At 71.2% G+C, this 19567-nt stretch carries 10 protein-coding genes and 1 tRNA gene; 6 read left to right on the top strand and 5 right to left on the bottom strand.

The window, feature by feature from the left end; all coding sequences use genetic code 11:
- The first annotated feature begins 90 nt into the window (after positions 1-90).
- The 6 genes from ACFP6A_RS01900 to ACFP6A_RS01875 all read left to right on the top strand — a co-directional run bounded on the left by ACFP6A_RS01900 (position 91) and on the right by ACFP6A_RS01875 (position 9774).
- Positions 91-1638, top strand: coding sequence for a long-chain fatty acid--CoA ligase (locus ACFP6A_RS01900; protein WP_379601119.1), 1548 nt, complete (start codon positions 91-93; stop codon positions 1636-1638).
- Between the two features lie 162 nt (positions 1639-1800).
- On the top strand, positions 1801-4560 hold the full coding sequence (gene topA / locus ACFP6A_RS01895) for a type I DNA topoisomerase (protein ID WP_379601118.1): 2760 nt from the start codon (positions 1801-1803) through the stop codon (positions 4558-4560).
- Between the two features lie 76 nt (positions 4561-4636).
- Positions 4637-6826, top strand: a complete 2190-nt coding sequence (tmk, locus tag ACFP6A_RS01890; RefSeq protein WP_379601117.1) for a dTMP kinase — start codon at positions 4637-4639, stop codon at positions 6824-6826.
- Positions 6823-7986: a DNA polymerase III subunit delta' gene (locus ACFP6A_RS01885; protein ID WP_379601115.1), complete on the top strand. Its 1164-nt coding sequence runs from the start codon at positions 6823-6825 to the stop codon at positions 7984-7986. The genes tmk and ACFP6A_RS01885 overlap by 4 nt, the downstream gene beginning before the upstream one ends.
- Positions 7983-9623: an alpha/beta hydrolase gene (locus tag ACFP6A_RS01880; protein WP_379601113.1), complete on the top strand. Its 1641-nt coding sequence runs from the start codon at positions 7983-7985 to the stop codon at positions 9621-9623. The genes ACFP6A_RS01885 and ACFP6A_RS01880 overlap by 4 nt, the downstream gene beginning before the upstream one ends.
- 77 nt (positions 9624-9700) lie before the next feature.
- Positions 9701-9774 (top strand) — tRNA-Thr (locus ACFP6A_RS01875).
- Here ACFP6A_RS01875 and ACFP6A_RS01870 read toward each other — a convergent pair.
- The 5 genes from ACFP6A_RS01870 to ACFP6A_RS01850 all read right to left on the bottom strand — a co-directional run bounded on the left by ACFP6A_RS01870 (position 9730) and on the right by ACFP6A_RS01850 (position 19564).
- Positions 9730-11001, bottom strand: a complete 1272-nt coding sequence (locus ACFP6A_RS01870; protein WP_379601447.1) for an alpha-hydroxy-acid oxidizing protein — start codon at positions 10999-11001, stop codon at positions 9730-9732. The two genes, ACFP6A_RS01875 and ACFP6A_RS01870, sit on opposite strands and share 45 nt — an antisense overlap.
- 384 nt (positions 11002-11385) lie before the next feature.
- Positions 11386-13836, bottom strand: coding sequence for a phosphoketolase (locus ACFP6A_RS01865; protein WP_379601112.1), 2451 nt, complete (start codon positions 13834-13836; stop codon positions 11386-11388).
- Between the two features lie 75 nt (positions 13837-13911).
- A complete protein-coding gene (locus tag ACFP6A_RS01860; protein ID WP_379601111.1) occupies positions 13912-15054 on the bottom strand; it encodes an Mrp/NBP35 family ATP-binding protein in 1143 nt (380 codons plus the stop codon).
- Positions 15051-17876, bottom strand: a complete 2826-nt coding sequence (locus tag ACFP6A_RS01855; protein ID WP_379601446.1) for a molybdopterin-dependent oxidoreductase — start codon at positions 17874-17876, stop codon at positions 15051-15053. Before ACFP6A_RS01855 ends, ACFP6A_RS01860 begins: the two co-directional genes overlap by 4 nt.
- 167 nt (positions 17877-18043) lie before the next feature.
- The gene (locus ACFP6A_RS01850) at positions 18044-19564 is read right to left on the bottom strand and encodes a 4Fe-4S dicluster domain-containing protein (RefSeq protein WP_379601109.1); all 1521 of its coding nucleotides are present in this window, start codon (positions 19562-19564) and stop codon (positions 18044-18046) included.
- Between the last annotated feature and the right edge of the window lie 3 nt (positions 19565-19567).

Below are 19567 nucleotides of genomic sequence, written 5' to 3'. Positions count from 1 at the left end.
ATGTGTGCCGCCATCTTGACGGCACCGTCAGGTTTCGCCAAACTGCCGTGATCTGGCTCACTCTGCGGCCATCTCTCCGGGAGGACAGGCATGGACATGGGAATCGGCGGCTGGGTCGCGACAAGGGCGTTCCTCTCCGGGGACCGGATCGCGGTCGTAGACGGTCCGCGGCGCCTGACCTACACCGACCTGGACGGCAGCACGAACCAGCTGGCCCGGGCACTGACAGCCCTTGGGGTCCGCCGCGGCGACCGCGTCGCCGGGCTGCTGGTCAACAGCACCGCGTTTCTGGAGACGATGCTGGCTACCGCCAAGCTGGGCGCAGTGTTCGTACCCATGAACGTGCGACTGGCGCCGGCCGAGATCTCCTACCTCTTGGCCGACTCGGGGGCCGACACCTTCGTGTACTCGGCGCCGCTGGCACCGGTGGCTCGTGCGGCCGTGGCGCAGGAGGGTGTTCACGTCAGGTCCCGGCTGATCGTTGCTGGCGAACCCGACCACGGCGAGCTCCGTTACGAGGACGTGCTGGCCAGCGGTGACTCGCGTCCGATGAGGTCCGACGTCGATCGACGTGACCTGTCCTGCCTGATGTACACGTCAGGAACCACCGGCAAGCCCAAGGGAGCGATGCTGACCCACGACAACCACCTGTGGAACGTGGTGAACAGCCTCTCCTTCGGACGCGGGCTGCGTGAGTCCGACGTCACCGTGACGGTGGCGCCGATGTTTCACATTGGCGGCCTCGGGATCCACACCCTGCCTCTGCTGTACGTCGGCGGGACCAACGTGCTGCTGCCGTCGTTCGACCCGGTCCGAACCCTCGAGACGATGTCCCGAGAGAGGGCCACGGTGCAGTTCATGGTCCCGGCCATGTGGGCTGCGCTCATGTCGGTGCCCGGCTTCGACGACTTCGACCTGTCGTCGCTGGAACTCGCTGTCTCGGGCGGGGCGCCGTGCCCGCTGCCCGTCATCGAGTTCTACCAAGGCAAGGGACTTCCTTTCCAGGAGGGCTTCGGAATGACCGAGACCGCTCCAGTTGTCTCTATCCTTGATGCCGATCACGTCAAGGAGAAGGCGGGATCCATCGGTCGGGCAGTGTTCCATGTCGAGGCGCGTATCGTCGACGAGGCCGACAAGGATGTTGCCCCGGACCAGGTCGGCGAACTGGTCTTGCGCGGACCGAATGTCTTCACCGGCTACTGGGGCCTCCCGGAGGCCACCGCGGAGGCGTTCCGCGGTGGGTGGTTCCACACTGGTGACCTGGGCCGCATAGACCCGCAGGGCTTCATCACCTTGGTCGACCGCAAGAAGGACATGATCATCAGCGGCGGTGAGAACGTGTACCCGATCGAGGTCGAACAGGTCCTCCACCGCCACCCGGCGGTCCGTGAGGTGGCTGTCGTCGGCGTACCGGATGCCCGGTGGGGCGAGACCCCAGTGGCCACCGTCGCGCTTCAGGACGGCGCTGAGACGACGGCCGAGGAGCTCATCGCGTACGCCCGGGAGCGGCTCGCCCACTTCAAGTGCCCTACCCGGGTCGAGTTCGTCTCCGAGCTGCCGCGGACAGCAACCGGCAAGGTGCTGAAGACAGTCCTGCGCCAGCAGTACGGCGGAAGCGCGCAGGCGGTGGACCGCTGAGGCGACTCCTGACCGGCGCCACGGCGGTGTCCCCAGTCGGGCAGACCTGCCGTGCGGATCCCCCGCAGCAGACGCCTTCCTGTGGGCTGCGTGACCGTCTCGGGCTCGCGACGGGTTACCGTGCCCACCGCACGCGCTCATCCGGCAGCAGGAAGGCAGTCCGTGGCCAGCACGCAGAAGGCGGCATCCCCGGGGGTGCGCCGGCTCGTCATCGTCGAGTCCCCGGCCAAGGCCCGCACCATCGCGGGCTACCTCGGCGACGGCTACGAGGTCGAGGCCAGCGTCGGGCACATCCGTGACCTGCCGCAGCCGTCCGAGCTGCCCGCCGAGCTGAAGAAGGGACCGCTCGGCAAGTTCGCGGTCGACGTCGAGCACGACTTCGCCCCCTACTACGTCGTCAACCCGGACAAGCGCAAGAAGGTCGCCGAGCTGCGCCGCGCCCTCAAGGACGTCGACGAGCTGTACCTGGCCACCGACGAGGACCGCGAGGGCGAGGCCATCGCCTGGCACCTGCTCGAGGAGCTCAAGCCGAAGGTGCCGGTGCGGCGGATGGTCTTCCACGAGATCACCCGGGAGGCGATCCAGCGGGCGATCGAGACGACCCGTGACATCGACACCCGGCTCGTCGACGCGCAGGAGACCCGGCGCATCCTCGACCGCCTCTACGGGTACGAGGTCTCCCCGGTGCTGTGGCGCAAGGTCCGCCAGGGCCTGTCGGCCGGGCGGGTCCAGTCCGTGGCGACCCGGATGGTCGTGGAGCGGGAGCGGGAGCGGATGGCCTTCCGCGCCGCCGAGTACTGGGACGTCGAGGCGGAGCTGCGCCCGCACGGGGAGCAGTCGGCGTTCACCGCCCGCCTCGTCGCCGTCGACGGCTCCCGGGTGGCCACCGGCCGGGACTACGACGACCTGGGCCGGCTGCGCAGCCGGGACGTCGTCGCCCTCGACGAGGAGGTCGCGACCCGGATCGCGACCGGCCTGCGGCAGGCGCCGGTCGCCGTCCGCAGCGTCGAGACGAAGCCGTACACGCGCCGCCCCGCCGCCCCGTTCACCACCTCGACACTGCAGCAGGACGCCTCACGCAAGCTGCGGCTGTCCGCCCGGGACGCGATGCGGGTCGCGCAGTCGCTCTACGAGAACGGCTACATCACCTACATGCGGACCGACTCGACGGTGCTGTCCGACCAGGCGGTGCGCGCCGCGCGGCACCAGGCGGCCGAGCTGTACGGCCCGGAGTTCGTCCCTGACCGCCCACGGGTGTACGCGGGGCGGTCCAAGAACGCCCAGGAGGCGCACGAGGCGATCCGTCCGGCCGGGGACACCTTCCGGACGCCGGCGCAGGTCGCCGGTGCCCTCAGCGGGAACGAGTTCCGGCTCTACGAGCTGATCTGGCAGCGGACCGTGGCCAGTCAGATGGCCGACGCTCGAGGGTCGACCGCGACCGTGCGCCTCGGCGGTCGGGTGGCCTCCGGCGAGGACGTCGAGCTGTCCGTCTCCGGCACGGTCATCACGTTCCGGGGCTTCCTCGCCGCCTACGAGGAGGGCCGGGACGAGGAGCGCGAGGCCGAGGACGACGGTGGTGAGCGCCGGCTGCCGGAGATGGAGCGCGGCCAGGCGCTGGACGTGCTGCGCGCCGAGCCCGAGAGCCACCGCACCTCGCCGCCGCCGCGCTACACCGAGGCGTCGCTGGTGAAGGCGATGGAGGAGAAGGGCATCGGGCGGCCGTCGACCTACGCGGCCACGATCGCCACCATCTCCGACCGGGGCTACGTCCGGCACCGTGGCTCGGCCCTGGTGCCCACCTGGCTGGCGTTCGCCGTGACCAGGCTGCTCGAGGAGCACTTCGGCCGGCTCGTCGACTACGACTTCACCGCCGCCATGGAGTCCGACCTGGACCGGATCGCCGCCGGCGAGGAGGAGCGGGTGTCCTGGCTCGCCCGGTTCTACTTCGGGCAGAGCTCTGAGGGCGGCGGTGAGGACGCCGCCCAGGGCCTGCGGCGCCTCGTCGAGGGCCTCGGGGAGATCGATGCCCGGGACATCAACTCGGTGCCGATCGGTGACGGGATCGTGGTGCGGGTCGGGCGCTACGGCCCGTACGTCGAGGTGCCCGGTGAGGACGGCGGGGAGCCCCTGCGTGCCGGCGTCCCGGACGACGTCGCGCCCGACGAGCTCACCCCCGAGAAGGCCCGCGAGCTGCTCGCCGCCCAGAACGACGGCGAGCGGGAGCTGGGCACCGACCCCGAGACGGGCCACCTGGTGGTCGCCCGGTCCGGCCGGTACGGGCCGTACGTCACCGAGGTGCTCCCGGACGACGCGCCCAAGGGATCCAAGCCACGCACTGCGTCGCTGCTGCGGTCCATGCAGCTGGAGACCGTGACCCTCGACGACGCGCTGCGGCTGCTGTCACTGCCCCGGGTGGTCGGCACGGACCCCGAGTCCGGCGAGGAGATCACGGCGCAGAACGGCCGGTACGGGCCGTACCTGCGCAAGGGCACCGACTCACGGTCCCTGGACAGTGAGGAGCAGATCTTCGACATCACGCTCGAGGAGGCGCTCGCGATCTACGCCCAGCCCAAGCGCGGCCGCGGCGGGCGGACGGCCGCGGCACCGCTGCGCGAGCTCGGCGAGGACCCCGAGAGCGGCAGGCCTGTCGTGGTCAAGGAGGGCCGCTTCGGCCCGTACGTCACGGACGGCGAGACGAACGCGACCCTGCGCACGGAGGACTCCGTGGAGTCGGTGACCCTCGAGCGGGCCGTCGAGCTGCTCGCGGAGAAGCGCGCCAAGGGGCCCGCCCGCAAGCGCGGGGCCAAGAAGACCCCGGCGAAGAAGACGGCGGCCAAGAAGACGGCGGCCAAGAAGACCCCGGCGAAGAAGACGGCGGCGGCTCGGACGGCTGGGTCCGGGAACTCGTCCCGGGCCTCCTGACCGGGTGGTCGCGAGCGTCGTCCGGAGACCTTGGTCCGGGCGACGCTGATCCGTCGGTCCGCTCTACGCTGGCCGGGTGAGCACTCAGGGCGGGGCGCAGCCCGCCGGCGTGGCCGGTGGCAGGCGACGCACCGGTGCCTTCGCTGCCCACGCCGAAGCCCCCGACCACGACATCCGGGGGGTCCTGGCCATCCGCCCGTTCCGGCAGCTGTGGCTCTCGCTCGGCCTGTCGAGCTTCGGGGACTGGCTGGGCCTGCTCGCCGTCACGGCGTTCGCCAGCCGGCTCGGCGGGGAGTCGTCGTACGCGGCCGCCAACCTCGCCGTCGCCGGCGTCCTCACCCTGCGGCTGGCACCGGCGATCGTCTTCGGACCGCTGGCCGGTGTGATGGCCGACCGCCTCGACCGCAAGGTCAACATGGTCGTCGGGGACCTCCTGCGGTTCGGCCTCTTCGTCTCGATCCCGGTGATCGGCACGCTGTGGTGGCTGTACGTCGCCACGGTGCTCATCGAGATCATCGGTCTGTTCTGGGTGCCGGCCAAGGACGCGACGGTCCCCAACCTCGTACCCCGCCAGCGTCTGGAGGCCGCCAACCAGCTGAGCCTGGCCACGACGTACGGCAGCGCTCCGGTGGCTGCCCTGCTCTTCTCCGGTCTCACCCTGGTCTCCGGCGCGCTGAGCTCGGTGCTGAACGTCATCGGCGGGCCCATCGACCTGGCGCTCTACGTCAACGCCCTCACCTACCTGGTCGCCGCCCTGGTCATCTGGCAGCTCGACATGCCGAGGCGCCCTGCCGCGAACGAACGGCCCACCGAGCGTGCCCCCGGGGTGTGGCGGACCATCACCGAGGGCTGGCGGTTCGTCGGCACGACCCCGCTGGTGCGTGGTCTCGTCATCGGGATGCTGGGCGCCTTCGGTGCCGGCGGGTTCGTCATCGGTGTCGCGCCGACCTTCGCCTCCGACCTCGGAGCCGGCGCTCCTGGCTACGGGATCCTGTTCGCAGCGGTGTTCGCGGGGCTCGCCGGTGGGATGTTCGTCGGCCCCCGGGTGCTGGCCGAGCTGCCGCGGTGGCGGCTGTTCGCGGCTGCCATCGTGGCGGCGGGCTTCTTCCTCGCCCTCGTCGCCCTCATCCCGAACATCGTGCTCGCCACCCTGTTCACCGGTGCCCTCGGCGTGGGCGCAGGCATCGCCTGGGTCACCGGGTACACGATGCTGGGCCTCGAGGTCGCCGACGAGATCCGCGGGCGGACCTTCGCGTTCGTCCAGTACGCCTCCCGGATCGTCCTCATCGGGGTGATGGCGTTCGCCCCGGCACTCGCAGCCCTGCTCGGGCAGCACGAGATCCGGTTCGGCGACAACGTGTCCCTGACGTACAACGGGGCAGCCCTCACGCTGCTCGTCGCCGCGGTCATCGCGGTGACCATCGGCGTCGTCTCCTACCGCCAGATGGACGACGGCTCGAGCGTGCCGCTGCGCGAGGACCTGCTGCGCGCATGGCGGCGCCGCCACCTCGCGGCACCACCGCCTCTTCCGCGGACCGGTCACGGCTACCTCGTCGCCTTCGAGGGCGGTGACGGGACCGGCAAGACCACGCAGGTGTCCCTGCTCGAGTCCTGGCTGCGCGAACTCGGCCACGACGTGGTCGTCACCCGGGAGCCCGGTGCCACGGCCCTGGGAGCGCAGCTCCGAGAGGTCCTGCTGCACGGCGACCACATCGACCCACGAGCCGAGGCGCTGCTCTTCGCGGCGGACCGGGCCCAGCACGCCGCCACGGTGATCCGCCCCGCGCTCGACCGTGGCGCCGTCGTCGTCACCGACCGGTACAGCGACTCGTCGGTCGCCTACCAGGGTGCCGGCAGGGCCTTGGACAGCGACGAGGTCGCGGCACTCTCGCGGTGGGCCACGAACGGGTTGCAGCCGGACCTCACGGTGCTGCTCGACCTCGACCCGGACGTCGCGCGCAGCCGCCGCGGTCGCGAAGAGGACCGCCTGGAGGGCGAGTCGGGAGAGTTCCACGACGCGGTGCGTGCGCAGTTCCTCGAGCTGGCCCGCCGGGATCACCGGCGCTACCTGGTCGTCGACGCCGCGAGCGACCCGCAGACCGTGCACGCCCGCATCCGTGAGCGGCTGGCCGAGAGCCTCCCGGCCCCGCACCGGAAGGGGGAGCAGGGAGAGCGAACCGAGCAGCTCGGCGTCCCCGCGGTCCGCGACCTCGCCGACGAGCTCTCCGACGCCGGTCCCGATCCGTCCGGACGGAGCAACCGGTGAGCGTCTGGGACGACGTCGTCGGGCAGGAGGCGTCCGTCGAGGTGCTCCGCCGCGCCGTCCGGGACGCTGCCGGCGCCCCGGGTGCCGGCAGCGGCGGCATGACGCACGCCTGGCTGTTCACCGGGCCGCCCGGCTCCGGTCGCTCGACGGCTGCCCGCGCGTTCGCTGCCGCGCTGCAGTGCGAGCAGCAGGGGTGCGGGCAGTGCCGGGCCTGCCGGACGACGCTGGGCGGGACGCACGCCGACGTCCTCGTCGTCGCCACGGAGCTCATCACCATCAAGAAGGAGGAGGTCAAGTCCCTCGTCCAGGTCGCGCATCAGCACCCGTCCCAGGGTCGCTGGCGGATCATCCTCGTCGAGGACGCAGACCGGATGATGGAGAAGACCTCGAACGTCCTGCTGAAGTCGATCGAGGAGCCACCCGAGCACACGGTGTGGCTGCTGTGCGCCCCGAGCCCGGAGGACATCGTGCCGACGATCCGGTCTCGGTGCCGACCCGTGCAGCTGCGCGTCCCCCCGGTGGAGGCGGTGGCCGACCTGCTCGTCCGGCGAGACGGCGTCGACCCGGCGATGGCGGCGTTCGCCGCCCGCGCCGCCCAGAGCCACGTCGGCCTGGCGCGCCGCCTCGCCCGCGACGAAGGGGCGCGCATCCGCCGGCAGGAGGTGCTGCGCATCGCGCTGTCGCTGCGGGACGTCGGTGAGGCGGTGACGCAGGCCGGGGCCCTGGTGGACGTGGCGACGGAGGAGGCCAAGGCGGCCACGGAGGAGCGCAACGCCAGCGAGCGGGCGGCGATGCTGCGCTCCCTCGGTGCGGAGGCGGCCGGCAGCCTGCCTCCCGCGCTGCGCTCGCAGCTCAAGGCGCTCGAGGAGGACCAGAAGCGCAGAGAGAAGCGGCTGCGCCTCGACGTCCTCGACCGTGCACTGCTCGACCTCGCCTCGGTGTACCGGGACGTGCTCGTCCTCCAGCTCGGCGCCGGAGTCGATCTCGTCAACGCCGAGCTGCGCGACCGGCTCGAGGACCTGGCCCGGCAGTGGCGCCCCGAGGACACGCTGCGCCGCCTGGACGCGATCAGCCGTACTCGCTCGAACCTGGCCGAGCAGTCGAGCCTCAACGTGCTGCTCGCCGTGGAGTCGATGACACTGCGGTTGGCGGGAGCGTGACCGGGACGGGAGCCGGCCGTGGCGGCCGCCTGCTCGGACGTCTCCGCCCGGTCGCTGCCGTCCTGCTCGCCGGGGCGGTCGTGGCTGGGTGCACGGACGCGGGCGGGCAGAGTCAGGACCCGTCCGGGGCGCCGACCACGTTGCCACCCCTGCCCCCGCCTACCGCTGACGGTGCGACGGGCGGCACCGGGGCCGGCGGCGGCGGTGAGGGTCACCCGACGCACGACCCCGCGACCGACCCTGCCTACGCCCGGTTCTACGACCAGGAGCCGGCGTGGGAGGACTGCGGACCGGGGACGGAGTGCACTGCGGTCACCGTCCCGGTCGACTGGGCCGACCCGGACGGCGAGACGCTGGACCTCGCCGTCGTCCGCCGCCGCACCGACGGGGACGCGGTCGGCGCGCTGTTCATGAACCCTGGGGGACCCGGTGCCTCGGGTGTGGAGTACGTCGGCGACTACGGCGACCTCGTCACCACCCGTGACCTGCGGGACGCCTACGACCTCGTCGGCTTCGACCCGCGTGGCGTGGGTGCCTCCGAGCCCATCGACTGCCTCGACGACGCCGAGCTGGACGAGTTCCTGGCCGCCGAGGTGGACCCGACGACGCCGGAGGGGCTGGCGGCGATGCGCGCGGACGCCGAGGAGCTCGGGCGGGCCTGTGCGGCGGACGCCGGTGAGCTCCTGGGTCACGTCGACACGGTCAGCGCGGCCCGGGACCTCGACGTCCTGCGCGCGGCACTCGACCAGGAGCGCCTGCACTACCTCGGCAAGTCCTACGGGACCCTGCTCGGCGCCACCTACGCGGACCTGTACCCGGGCCGCGTGGGGCGGATGGTCCTCGACGGGGCGCTGGACCCCGCGCAGTCGTTCACCGACGTCAGCATCGGGCAGGCGGAGGGCATGGAGCGGGCGCTGAGGGCCTACGCCGAGGACTGCGGCAGCCGCTCGGACTGCCCGCTGCGGGGTGACCTGGACGAGCGCCTCGATCAGGTCCGTCAGGTGCTCGAGGACGCGGAGCAGCAGCCGCTGCGCACCGGGGACCCGCAGCGGCCGCTGACCGCGTCGCTGGCCTTCTACGGCCTCATCGCGGCGCTCTACGACCCGGAGAGCTGGCCGGTCCTCGACCAGGCCCTCGGTCAGGCCCTGGCCGGGGACGGCGCCGGTCTGCTCGCGCTCGCCGACGTCTACGCCGGCCGGGAGGAGGACGGCTCCTACGGCAGCAACCTGCTCGAGGTGTTCAACGCGGTCAACTGCCTGGACTACCCGGTCGACGCGGACCCGGAGTCGATGGCGGCCACGGCCCAGCGCCTTGAGGAGGTGTCCCCGACGTTCGGTGAGGCCCTCGCCTACGGGGAGGTCCTCTGCGACGCGTGGCCCGTCGAGGCGGTGCGCGAACCGGCCCCGGTGCACGCGAGCGGGGCGCCACCGATCCTCGTCGTCGGCACGACCGGAGACCCGGCGACGCCGTACGCGTGGGCGGTGGCACTCGCCGAGCAGCTGGACTCCGGCCGGCTGCTCACGTACGAGGGCGAAGGGCACACCGCGTACATGCGCGGCTCCGCGTGCGTCGACCGCGCCGTTGACCGGTACCTCATCGACGGCGTGCTGCCGGGCGAGGGCGCGACCTGCGGCTGACCGCCGCTCGTCGTCCGGCTCGAACCGGGCGAGGACGCCTTGCTATGCTTGCGGACCGCGTCGGCAGAGCCGGCCGCGCCGCCTTAGCTCAGTTGGCCAGAGCGATTCACTCGTAATGAATAGGTCGTGGGTTCGATTCCCACAGGCGGCTCTGGGCAGGGTGCCGGTGCTCGAGGATCCGTGCGTGGTGCGGCTCGAGCTCCGCGAGAGTGGTGACGCCGAGCAGCCGCATGGTCCGCTCGATCTGACCCTTGAGGATCTCGATCGCCCGGTCCACGCCAGGTCGGCCTCCGGCCATGAGGCCGTACAGGTACGCGCGTCCGATCAGGGTGAAACGCGCGCCGTTGGCCAGGGCGGCGAGGATGTCCTGCCCCGACATGATGCCCGTGTCGACGTGAACCTCCACCTGGGAGCCGACCTCCCTGACCACGTCGGGGAGCAGGTGCAGCGGCGCTGTCGCGCGGTCCAGCTGACGGCCACCGTGGTTGGAGAGCAGGACTGCGTCGGCTCCCGTGGTCGCCACGCGAACCGCGTCAGCGACTGTCTGCACACCCTTGACGACGAGCTTTCCCGGCCACTGGTCGCGGATCCACGCAAGGTCGTCGTAGGTGACGCTCGGGTCGAACATCGTGTCGATGAGCTCGGCCACGGTGCCCGGCCACGAGCCGAGCGACGCGAACGACAGTGGCTCAGTCGTCAGGAAGTTGAACCACCAGGCGGGACGCTGCGCCGCGTCGATCACTGTCCGCGGAGTGAGCGCCGGCGGAATGGTCAGTCCGTTCCGTACGTCCCGGAGCCTGGCGCCGGCGACCGGCACGTCCACGGTGACGAGCAGGGTGTCGTAGCCGGCCCGGGCGGCGCGCGAGACCAGGGCCATCGACTTGTCGCGGTCCTTCCACATGTACAGCTGGAACCACTTGCGCGCTCGGGGAGCTGCGGCTGCCACGTCCTCGATCGACGTCGTCCCCATGGTCGACAGCGTGAACGGGATCCCGGCGGCCTCAGCGGCGGTGGCTCCCGCGACCTCCCCTTCTGTCTGCATCATCCGGGTGAACCCCGTCGGCGCGATGCCGAACGGGAGGGCGGACCTCGCGCCGAGCACCTCGACGGACGTGTCGACGGTGGAGACGTCCCGCAGGATCTCCGGCTGGAACTCGACGTCCCGGTACGCCTGCCGCGCGCGGGCCAGAGACGTCTCCTCGTCGGCGGCGCCGTCGGTGTAGTCGAAGGCCGCCCTTGGCGTGCGGCGCCTGGCCACCTGCCGCAGGTCCTCGATCGTCAAGGCAGACTTCAGGCGGCGGTCTCGGGGTGACAGCGTCGGCTTCTGAAGCCTGAGCAGCGGCGCCAGGTCGTGGGGACTGGGGATCTGACGCTTCACCACGGGCTCCTCGAACACGGCGGGCAACTGCTACGTGACCACGTGTGACAGTCGCAGTGGTCTGGACGACCAGTGTGGTCATGATGATTTTGCGGTCGACAGGGGTCAAGCGGCCAGGGACCTGCGGCGCCCGCTGCTCAGTGGCTCGCCAACCGGCGCCACCCCTTCGTGATCATGCAATCCCGCCACCCCGCACGACCCACCCGTGATCATGCAATCCCGCCACCCCCGCTTCCGTCCGGCTCACAGACTGCTGGGTTGTTGGCGCGACACGCCGGCCAGCCCGTGCCGCACGCAGCATTCTGTGGTCAGCAGCGGGCGAAAGGGTGGCGGGATTGCATGATCACCAAAGGGGGTGGCGGGATTGCATGATCACCGAGGGGGTTAGTCGTTGTCGCCGGCGGTGGCCAGCACGCCCTCCCCGTGCCCGGCGGTGCCCTCGGCGTCCTCCTGCGCGGAGCTCTGCCACTGCCAGTTCGCGATCTCCGGCATGTCCTCGCCGTACCGGCGGATGTACTGCCGGTGACGCAGGATCGCGTCCTTGAGCTCCTGGCGGGCGTAGCCGGCTGCGTCGCCGAGCCTGGGGACCCGGTCGATGACGTCGATCGCGAGGGAGAACCGGTCGATCTCGTTGAGCACGCACATGTCGAACGGCGTCGTCGTCGTGCCCTCCTCCTTGTACCCGCGGACGTGCAGGTTCACGTGGTTCGTGTGCCGGTAGGTGAGCCGGTGGATGAGCCAGGGGTAGCCGTGGTAGGCGAAGACGATCGGCTTGTCCTGGGTGAAGATGGCGTCGAACTCCCGGCGGGTCAGCCCGTGCGGGTGCTCCGAGGCGTCCTGCAGCCGCATGAGGTCGACGACGTTGACGACCCGGATCCGGATGTCGGGGAAGAACCCGCGCAGGATCTCCACGGCAGCCAGCGTCTCCATCGTCGGGACGTCGCCGGCGCAGGCCATCACGACGTCCGGCTCACTGTCCTGGTCGGTGCTGGCCCAGTCCCAGATGCCGATGCCCCGGGCGCAGTGCAGCGCGGCCTGCTCGGCGTCCAGCCACTGCGGGGACGGCTGCTTGCCGGCGACGATGACGTTGACGTACTGCTTGGTGCGCAGGCAGTGGTCGGTCACCGACAGCAGCGTGTTGGCGTCCGGTGGCAGGTAGACCCGCACCACCTCCGCCTTCTTGTTGACGACGTGGTCGATGAAGCCCGGGTCCTGGTGGGAGAAGCCGTTGTGGTCCTGCCGCCACACGTGGCTGGACAGCAGGTAGTTCAGCGACGCGACCGGACGGCGCCACGGGATCCTGTTCGTCACCTCCAGCCACTTGGCGTGCTGGTTGAACATCGAGTCCACGATGTGGATGAACGCCTCGTAGCAGGAGAAGAACCCGTGCCGTCCGGTCAGCAGGTAGCCCTCGAGCCATCCCTGGCAGGTGTGCTCGGAGAGGATCTCCATCACCCGGCCGTCCGGGGCCAGCGCGTCGTCCTCAGGCAGGGTCTGCGCGTTCCAGGCCCGGTCGGTGACCTCGAGGACGTCCTGCCAGCGGTTGGAGTTGTTCTCGTCCGGGGAGAACAGCCGGAAGTTCGACTGGTCGGCGTTGGCCGCCATGACGTCGCGCAGGAACCGGCCCATCACCCGGGTCGCCTCGGCCGCGGTCGCGCCGGGCCGCGGGACGTCGACTGCGTAGTCCTGCCAGGCGGGCAGCCGCAGCGGGACGAGCAGCTCACCCCCGTTGCTGTGCGGGTTCGCGCTCATCCGCCGCTGGCCGGCCGGGTGCAGGTCGGCGATCTGCGGGACCGGGCGACCCTGCTCGTCGAAGAGCTCCTCGGGCCGGTAGGAGAGCATCCAGGTCCGCAGCGCCTCGAGGTGGTCAGGGTTCTGCCGGGTGTCGGCGAAGGGGACCTGGTGGCTGCGCCAGTAGTCCTCCACCTTCTTGCCGTCGATCTCCGGTGGACCGGTCCAGCCCTTGGGGGAGCGCAGCACGATCATCGGCCAGGTCGGCCGCTCGGTCGCTCCACCGGAGCGGGCCGCCTGCTGGATGGCGGAGATCCGGTCCATGCACGTGTCCATCGTCGCGGCGAACCGCTGGTGCATGTCGGCCGGGTCGGAGCCGGCGACGACGAAAGGCTCGTACCCGTAGCCGCGCATGAGGTCGAGCAGCTCGGACTCCGGGATGCGGGCCAGCACGGTCGGGTTGGCGATCTTGTACCCGTTGAGGTGCAGGATCGGCAGCACGGCGCCGTCCCGGCGGGGGTCGAGCCACTTGTTCGAGTGCCAGGACGTCGCGAGCGGACCCGTCTCCGCCTCACCGTCACCGACGACAGCCGCGACGACGAGGTCCGGGTTGTCGAAGACCGCACCGTAGGCGTGCGAGAGCGCGTAGCCGAGCTCACCGCCCTCGTTGATGGACCCCGGGGTCTCCGGGGCGACGTGGCTGGGGATCCCGCCGGGGAAGCTGAACTGGGTGAACAGCCGCTTCATGCCCTGGGCGTCCCGGCTCACCTCGTGGTAGATCTCCGAGTAGGTCCCCTCGAGCCAGGCGGCGGACACGATCGACGGGCCACCGTGCCCCGGGCCGATGACGTACATCATGTTGACGTCCCGCTGCATGATCACCCGGTTGCAGTGGGCGTAGATGAAGTTCAGGCCGGGGGAGGTCCCCCAGTGGCCGAGCAGTCGTGGCTTGACGTGCTCCGGCTTCAGCGGCTCCCGCAGCAGCGGGTTGTCCATGAGGTAGATCTGGCCGACCGACAGGTAGTTCGCCGCGCGCCACCAGGCGTCAATCGCGGCGAGCTGGGCGTCGTCCAGGGGGCGGGTGGACTCCTCGAGCTGGGTCATGTCTCCACTGTGGCCCAGGACCGGGCCCGACCGCGAGTGCTCTTCGGCCCGGTCCTGCGCCGTCGTGCGCCGGGGTCAGACCACCGTCAGCGGCAGCTTTCGTCCGGCCAGCGACCGCCGCACCACCGGCAGGTCCGCCGCGATGCGGTCGAGCTCGCGGGCGGCCGGTGACGAGGGGTCGTGGACGACGACCGGGACGCCGGTGTCGCCGGCCTCGCGGGTGGCCAGGTCGAGGGGGACCTGCCCCAGCAGCGGCGCGGCGATGGCGTCGGCGAGCAGCTGGCCGCCGCCGGTGCCGAACACCGCGGTGTGCGCGCCGCAGCTGCCGCAGGCGAGCGACGTCATGTTCTCGACCACCCCGGCCACCGGCATCCGGGCGTTGCGGGCCATCCGCCCGACCCGTTCGGCGACGGTGCGGGCCGCCGGCTGCGGCGTGGTCACCGCGACCAGCGCGGCGTCCGGCACGAGCTCGAGCAGCGACATCGTCACGTCGCCGGTACCCGGTGGCAGGTCGATGAGCAGGACGTCGAGGTCGCCCCAGTGCACGTCCGAGAGGAACTGCTGGATCGCCTTGTGGAGCATCGGTCCGCGCCACATCACCGGCTCGGCGTCGTCGACGATGAAGCCCACCGACATCAGCGCTACCCCGTGGGCCTCGACCGGCAGCATGACGCCCTTGATCGCGACGGGCGGACGCCGGACGCCGAACAGCTGCGGGACCGAGTACCCCCAGATGTCGGCGTCCAGGACCCCCACCCGCTGGCCCTGCCGCGCCAGCGCGGCCGCGAGGTTCGCCGTGACCGTCGACTTGCCGACACCACCCTTGCCGCTGGCCACGGCGTAGACCCGGGTCGTGGAGTCGGGCCCGAACGGGTGCGCCCCAGACCTGTCGTCCCCGCGCAGCCGCGTGGCCAGCTGCATCTTCTGGCTGTCGGACATCGCGGTGAACGTGACCTCGACCCGCTCCACGCCGTCGACCGAGCTGACCTCGCGGGTCACCCCACCGACCAGGGTGTCCTTGAGCGGGCACGTCGGGGTGGTCAGCCGCAGGGTCACCCGGACCGTCCCCGACCGCTCGACCCCGACCTCCTCGAGCATCCCGGCGTCATCCAGCGGCAGGTGCAGCTCGGGGTCCTCGACCCGGTGCAGGGCCGCGAGGACCGCCTCCCGGTCGACAGCTGCTGCCGGGATGCGCCGGCCACCGGACAGCAGCCTCACCGTCCTGCCTCCGCCGCCGCGGCCACCCGGTACGCCGAGCGCTTGGGCGTGACGTGCCGCATGAGGAACTCCGGACGTCGCAGCCCTCCGGGCCCCGGGCCGGGCCTGGCCATCGCCAGCCAGCGCCGGTAGACCTCCCGGGAGGCGTTGACGTCGACCTCGACGTCGCCGTACTGGTCGTCCGGTCCGGCCTTGGAGATCCGCACCTTCTGGTGCCAGCAGTGCATGCCGGAGACCGGGTCGGGCTGCACCGGGAACGTGAGGTTCTGGTGCACCCCGGGGTCGTCCCAGGTGATCCGCTCGGAGTCCGGGTCGTCGCTGCTGAACGGGCGGATGCCCTCGGTGTACCTGAGCTTCCAGATGCCGTTCTCGCTGCGGTCGAGCTTTACCTTGCCCATCACCCAGCGGCTGCCCGGGTGACCCTCCTGCATCCACCGGCCCATGTGGTGGGAGAGCCCGACGACACCGGGGCGGATCGCCTCGGTGGCCCAGGCGCGGGCGACGAAGTACCCGATCTCGGTGGTGACCCGGACCAGGTCCCCGGTGGCCACGCCCATCGCCGCGGCGTCCGCGGCGTTGAACCACAGCGGGTGGGTGTTCGAGATCTCGTTGAGGTACTTGGCGTTGCCCGACCGGGTGTGGATCAGCGTCGGCAGCCGGAAGTTCGGCATCAGCACGAACTCGTCGTTGTCGCGGTCGATCCGACGGGCCGAGACGTGCGACTCGATGTACCCCGGGGTGGCGTGCTCGGGCCACCCCCAGTCGGCGAGCGTGGTCGAGTACAGCTCGAGCTTGCGGGACGGCGACAGCCAGCCCGCCGTGCGGGTGCCGTCCTCGTGCACCACGCCGACCGCGCCGGCCTCGCCGACCAGAGGTGGCTGGGTGTCCAGGGTGACCGGCTTGCGCAGCACCCCCGAGGCGTCGGGCTCGGCGCCGTCGAGCTCGGCCTCGGTGAGCGGGCGCTCGTCCAGGCGGTACACGTCCTTGGCCACCTCGAAGGCGCCGTACCGGCGCATGTACTCCAGCGGGGTCAGGCCCTGCTCGGCGGCGGCCTCCGGCAGGCCGGGGACGCTGTGACCGAACAGGGTCTCGTAGTACTCGTCCATGGTCATCCGCTCGCCGGGCCGCTCCGCGGACTCGAACCAGCGCCGGATGCCGAGCGAGCCGTCGGGGTCGATCCGCCAGGAGAGCTCGAACCACATCTCGTTCTCCTCCCAGACCTCACCGGGGTTGGTGTCCCGGGTGTCGTGGAAGGGGATGCCGCGGCGGGCCATCGCCACCCGCTGGACCGGTTGGCGGAACGCGATCCACTTGGAGGTGTGGGTCTCGAAGGACATCGTGTCGTGCCGCTCGGAGGCGTGCCCCATCGGCAGGACGTAGTCCGCGAACGTGGCCGACTCGCTCCACGTCGGGGTCAGCGCGACGTGCAGGCCGATGAGCTTCTCGTCCTTGAGGACGTCGATCCAGGTGAAGCCGTCCGGGTTGACCCACAGCGGGTTGTACACCCGGCTGAAGTACACCTCGAGGTGCCCCCGGCCGTCCTTGAGCAGGTGCGGCAGCAGGATGGACATCTCGTTCGTGGTCAGCGGGTACTCCCGCGGCCACAGCATCTCGCTCCAGACGTCGTTGGGCTCGGGCATCTGCGGGAAGTGCGGGATGAACTTGTCCCACCCGTTGGGGTGGGTGCCGCCGACGGTGCCGACGCTGCCGGTGAGCACGTTGAGGAAGAACAGGCTGCGGGTGATCTGCCAACCGCCGAGGTTCCCGGCCGCGGCGGAGCGCCACGTGTGCGTGGCGAGCCGGGTACCGGCGGTGGAGACGATCCGAGCGAGCTCCTCGATCTGCTCCACCGGGACGTGCGCCTCGGCGGCCGCGAACTCGAAGGTGTAGCGGGAGTAGTCCTCGGTGAGCCGTTCGAGGAACACCTCGAAGTCCTTCGGGGCGTCCGGGTGCAGCCGCTCCAGGTAGACGTCCCAGTTCACCCACCGGCGGATGTAGTCGGCGTCGATCTGACGGGTCCGCAGCAGGTAGGACGCCACGGACAGGAAGATGGCGGCCTCGCTGCCGGGCCACGGCGCGATCCACAGGTCCGCGTGCGAGGCGGTGTTCGACAGCCGCAGGTCCAGGACGACGACCTTGGCGCCGTCCGCCTTGGCCTCCATGATCCGCTGGGCGTGCGGGTTGAAGTAGTGCCCGGTCTCCAGGTGACTGGACAGCAGCACGATGACCTTGGCGTTGGCGTAGTCCGGTGAGGGCCGGTCGTAGCCCATCCAGTGGGTGTACCCGGTCCGTCCACCCGAGGAGCACACGTTCGTGTGGCTGTTGTGACCGTCCACGCCCCAGGCCTGCAGCACCCGCTCGACGAAGCCGTCCTCACCGGGCCGGCCGACGTGGTACATCACCTCGTCGCGCCGGTCCTCGACGATGGCCCGACGGATCCGGGCGGCGATGTCGTCGAGCGCCTCGTCCCAGGAGACCTGCTCGAACTGGCCCGAGCCGCGCTCCCCGACCCGGCGCAGCGGGTGCAGGATCCGTTCCGGGTCGTGCACCTGGTTGATCGTCGCCGGGCCCTTGGCGCAGTTGCGGCCCCGGGAGCCGGGGTGGGCGGGGTTTCCCTCGAACTTCTTGACCGACAGGTCCTCGTGATCGACGTAGGCGAGCAGGCCGCAGGAGGACTCGCAGTTGAAGCAGATGGTCGGGATCAGCGAGTACGTGTGCGGCACCTTGCGGGGGTGTGCGCGCGCGTCGTACTCGACGTGGTTGTCCCAGGTCTCCGGCGGCGGGTAGTTCCGCAGTCGCTCGTGGCTGCGGGCTCCCGGCATCGGGACGGCGGCCCGGTCCGGACGGTCGCCGGCTCCGGTGTCGCGTCCCGGCTGGCGGCCCTCACTGGTGGTGTCGGTGGTCATGCGTGGTTCCTGGTCCTTCCCGCGTGGGGCACAGCTGTGGGTGTCTGGGGCTCGGTGAGGCTCGGGTGAGGCTCGGTGGCCGGTCAGGACAGCGGCATGTCCTGACCGGCGCGGACGAACGCGGACTCGTAGGCGAGCAGGCCGCCCTGCACGAGCAGACCGGCGACCGCCACCAGCCCGACGGCCTCGCCGCCCCAGCCGGCCAGCGCGGCAGCCGCCGCCAGGACGACGGGGACGACACCGCCGAGCCAGAACAGCCGCGCGTAGCGTCCGGCGACGATGACGTGGGCCGCGGTGGCCGCCTGCCGGCTGGCGTGCTTGCTGGTGTACTCGATGAGCAGCACGAGCAGGTGCGCGATCGCCGAGACGGCCAGCGTGCGGGCCAGGAAGGCCTGGCTGTCGGCGGGCAGGTCCACCACGAGGGAGGCGACGAGCAGCGCACCGGAGCCGACCATCGCGGCCTGGACCAGCAGGTGCCAGAACAGCAGCGGCGTCTGCCACAGGTCCCGCCCCTCGGCCTGCCCGAAGAGGAAGCCGGTGTACCCGGCGACCATCGCCGCCACCGGCAGACCGACCCAGGCCAGCACGGTCAGCGCCACGTCGAGCTCCAGTACGGCGGCTCCCAGCCAGAGCAGGGCACCGCCGGAGAACAGCACGAGGATGTAGGCGCCGATGACCAGCCACGACGTCCAGTTCGACTTGAGGAAGATGTAGAGGAACCGCTCCGGCCGCTTGAGGTCCCAGACGAGCAGGGCACCGGTTGCGGCGGCACCGACCATGCCGATGACCGGTGCGACGATGCTGCCGACCACCCCCAGGTCGATGCCGAGCAGCCAGGCGAGCGCCGCGACCGCCAGCGCGCCGGCCCCCACCGCCTTGGTCCACAGGTAGGTCGTCACCCGCCACCCCCACGGCCGGGGATGAGCGGTGTTGAGGGTCGTGCGGGCCTGCGTCGTCGGGTCCCCGGGCAGGTCGCCGGCGGTCTCCAGCCGGTGAGCGTCCGGCTTGGCCCAGATGTAGGTGTCGTCGACCGGGGCAGCCAGCGGGTCGAGCACCGCCCTGTCGGCGCCCAGGTAGAAGACGTTGGGCCCGGTGTCCTGCTCGGGGGACCGCACGGCGGTCTCGTTGGTCGCCACCAGGCGGGCGATTCCGCTGGTGGGGTCGTCGAGGTCGCCGACCCAGATGGAGTGGGTCGGGCAGACGACCACGCACGCCGGCTCGAGGTCGTTGTCGACCCGGTGCGCGCACAGGTTGCACTTCGCCGCCGTGTTGGTGCGCGCGTCGATGTAGATGGCGTCGTAGGGGCAGGCCTGCATGCAGCTCTTGCAGCCGATGCAGCGGTCCCCGTCGAAGTCGACGATGCCGTCGTCGCGCTTGTACAGCGCCTTGGTGGGACAGATCTTCAGGCACGGCGCGTCGGTGCAGTGGTTGCACCGCATCACGCCGAACGAGCGCGTGGTGTCAGGGAAGGTCCCGGTGTCGACGTACTTCACCCAGGTGCGGAACTGCCCCACCGGGACGTCGTTCTCGGTCTTGCACGCGACGGTGCAGGCGTGGCACCCGATGCACGTGCGCTGGTCGATGGCGAACCCGTAGCGCGTCACCGG

It is taken from the genome of Quadrisphaera sp. GCM10027208, from assembly GCF_042658805.1.
GTDB lineage: Bacteria > Actinomycetota > Actinomycetes > Actinomycetales > SCSIO-59966 > SCSIO-59966.
This window is presented reverse-complemented; position numbering and strand designations above follow the sequence as displayed.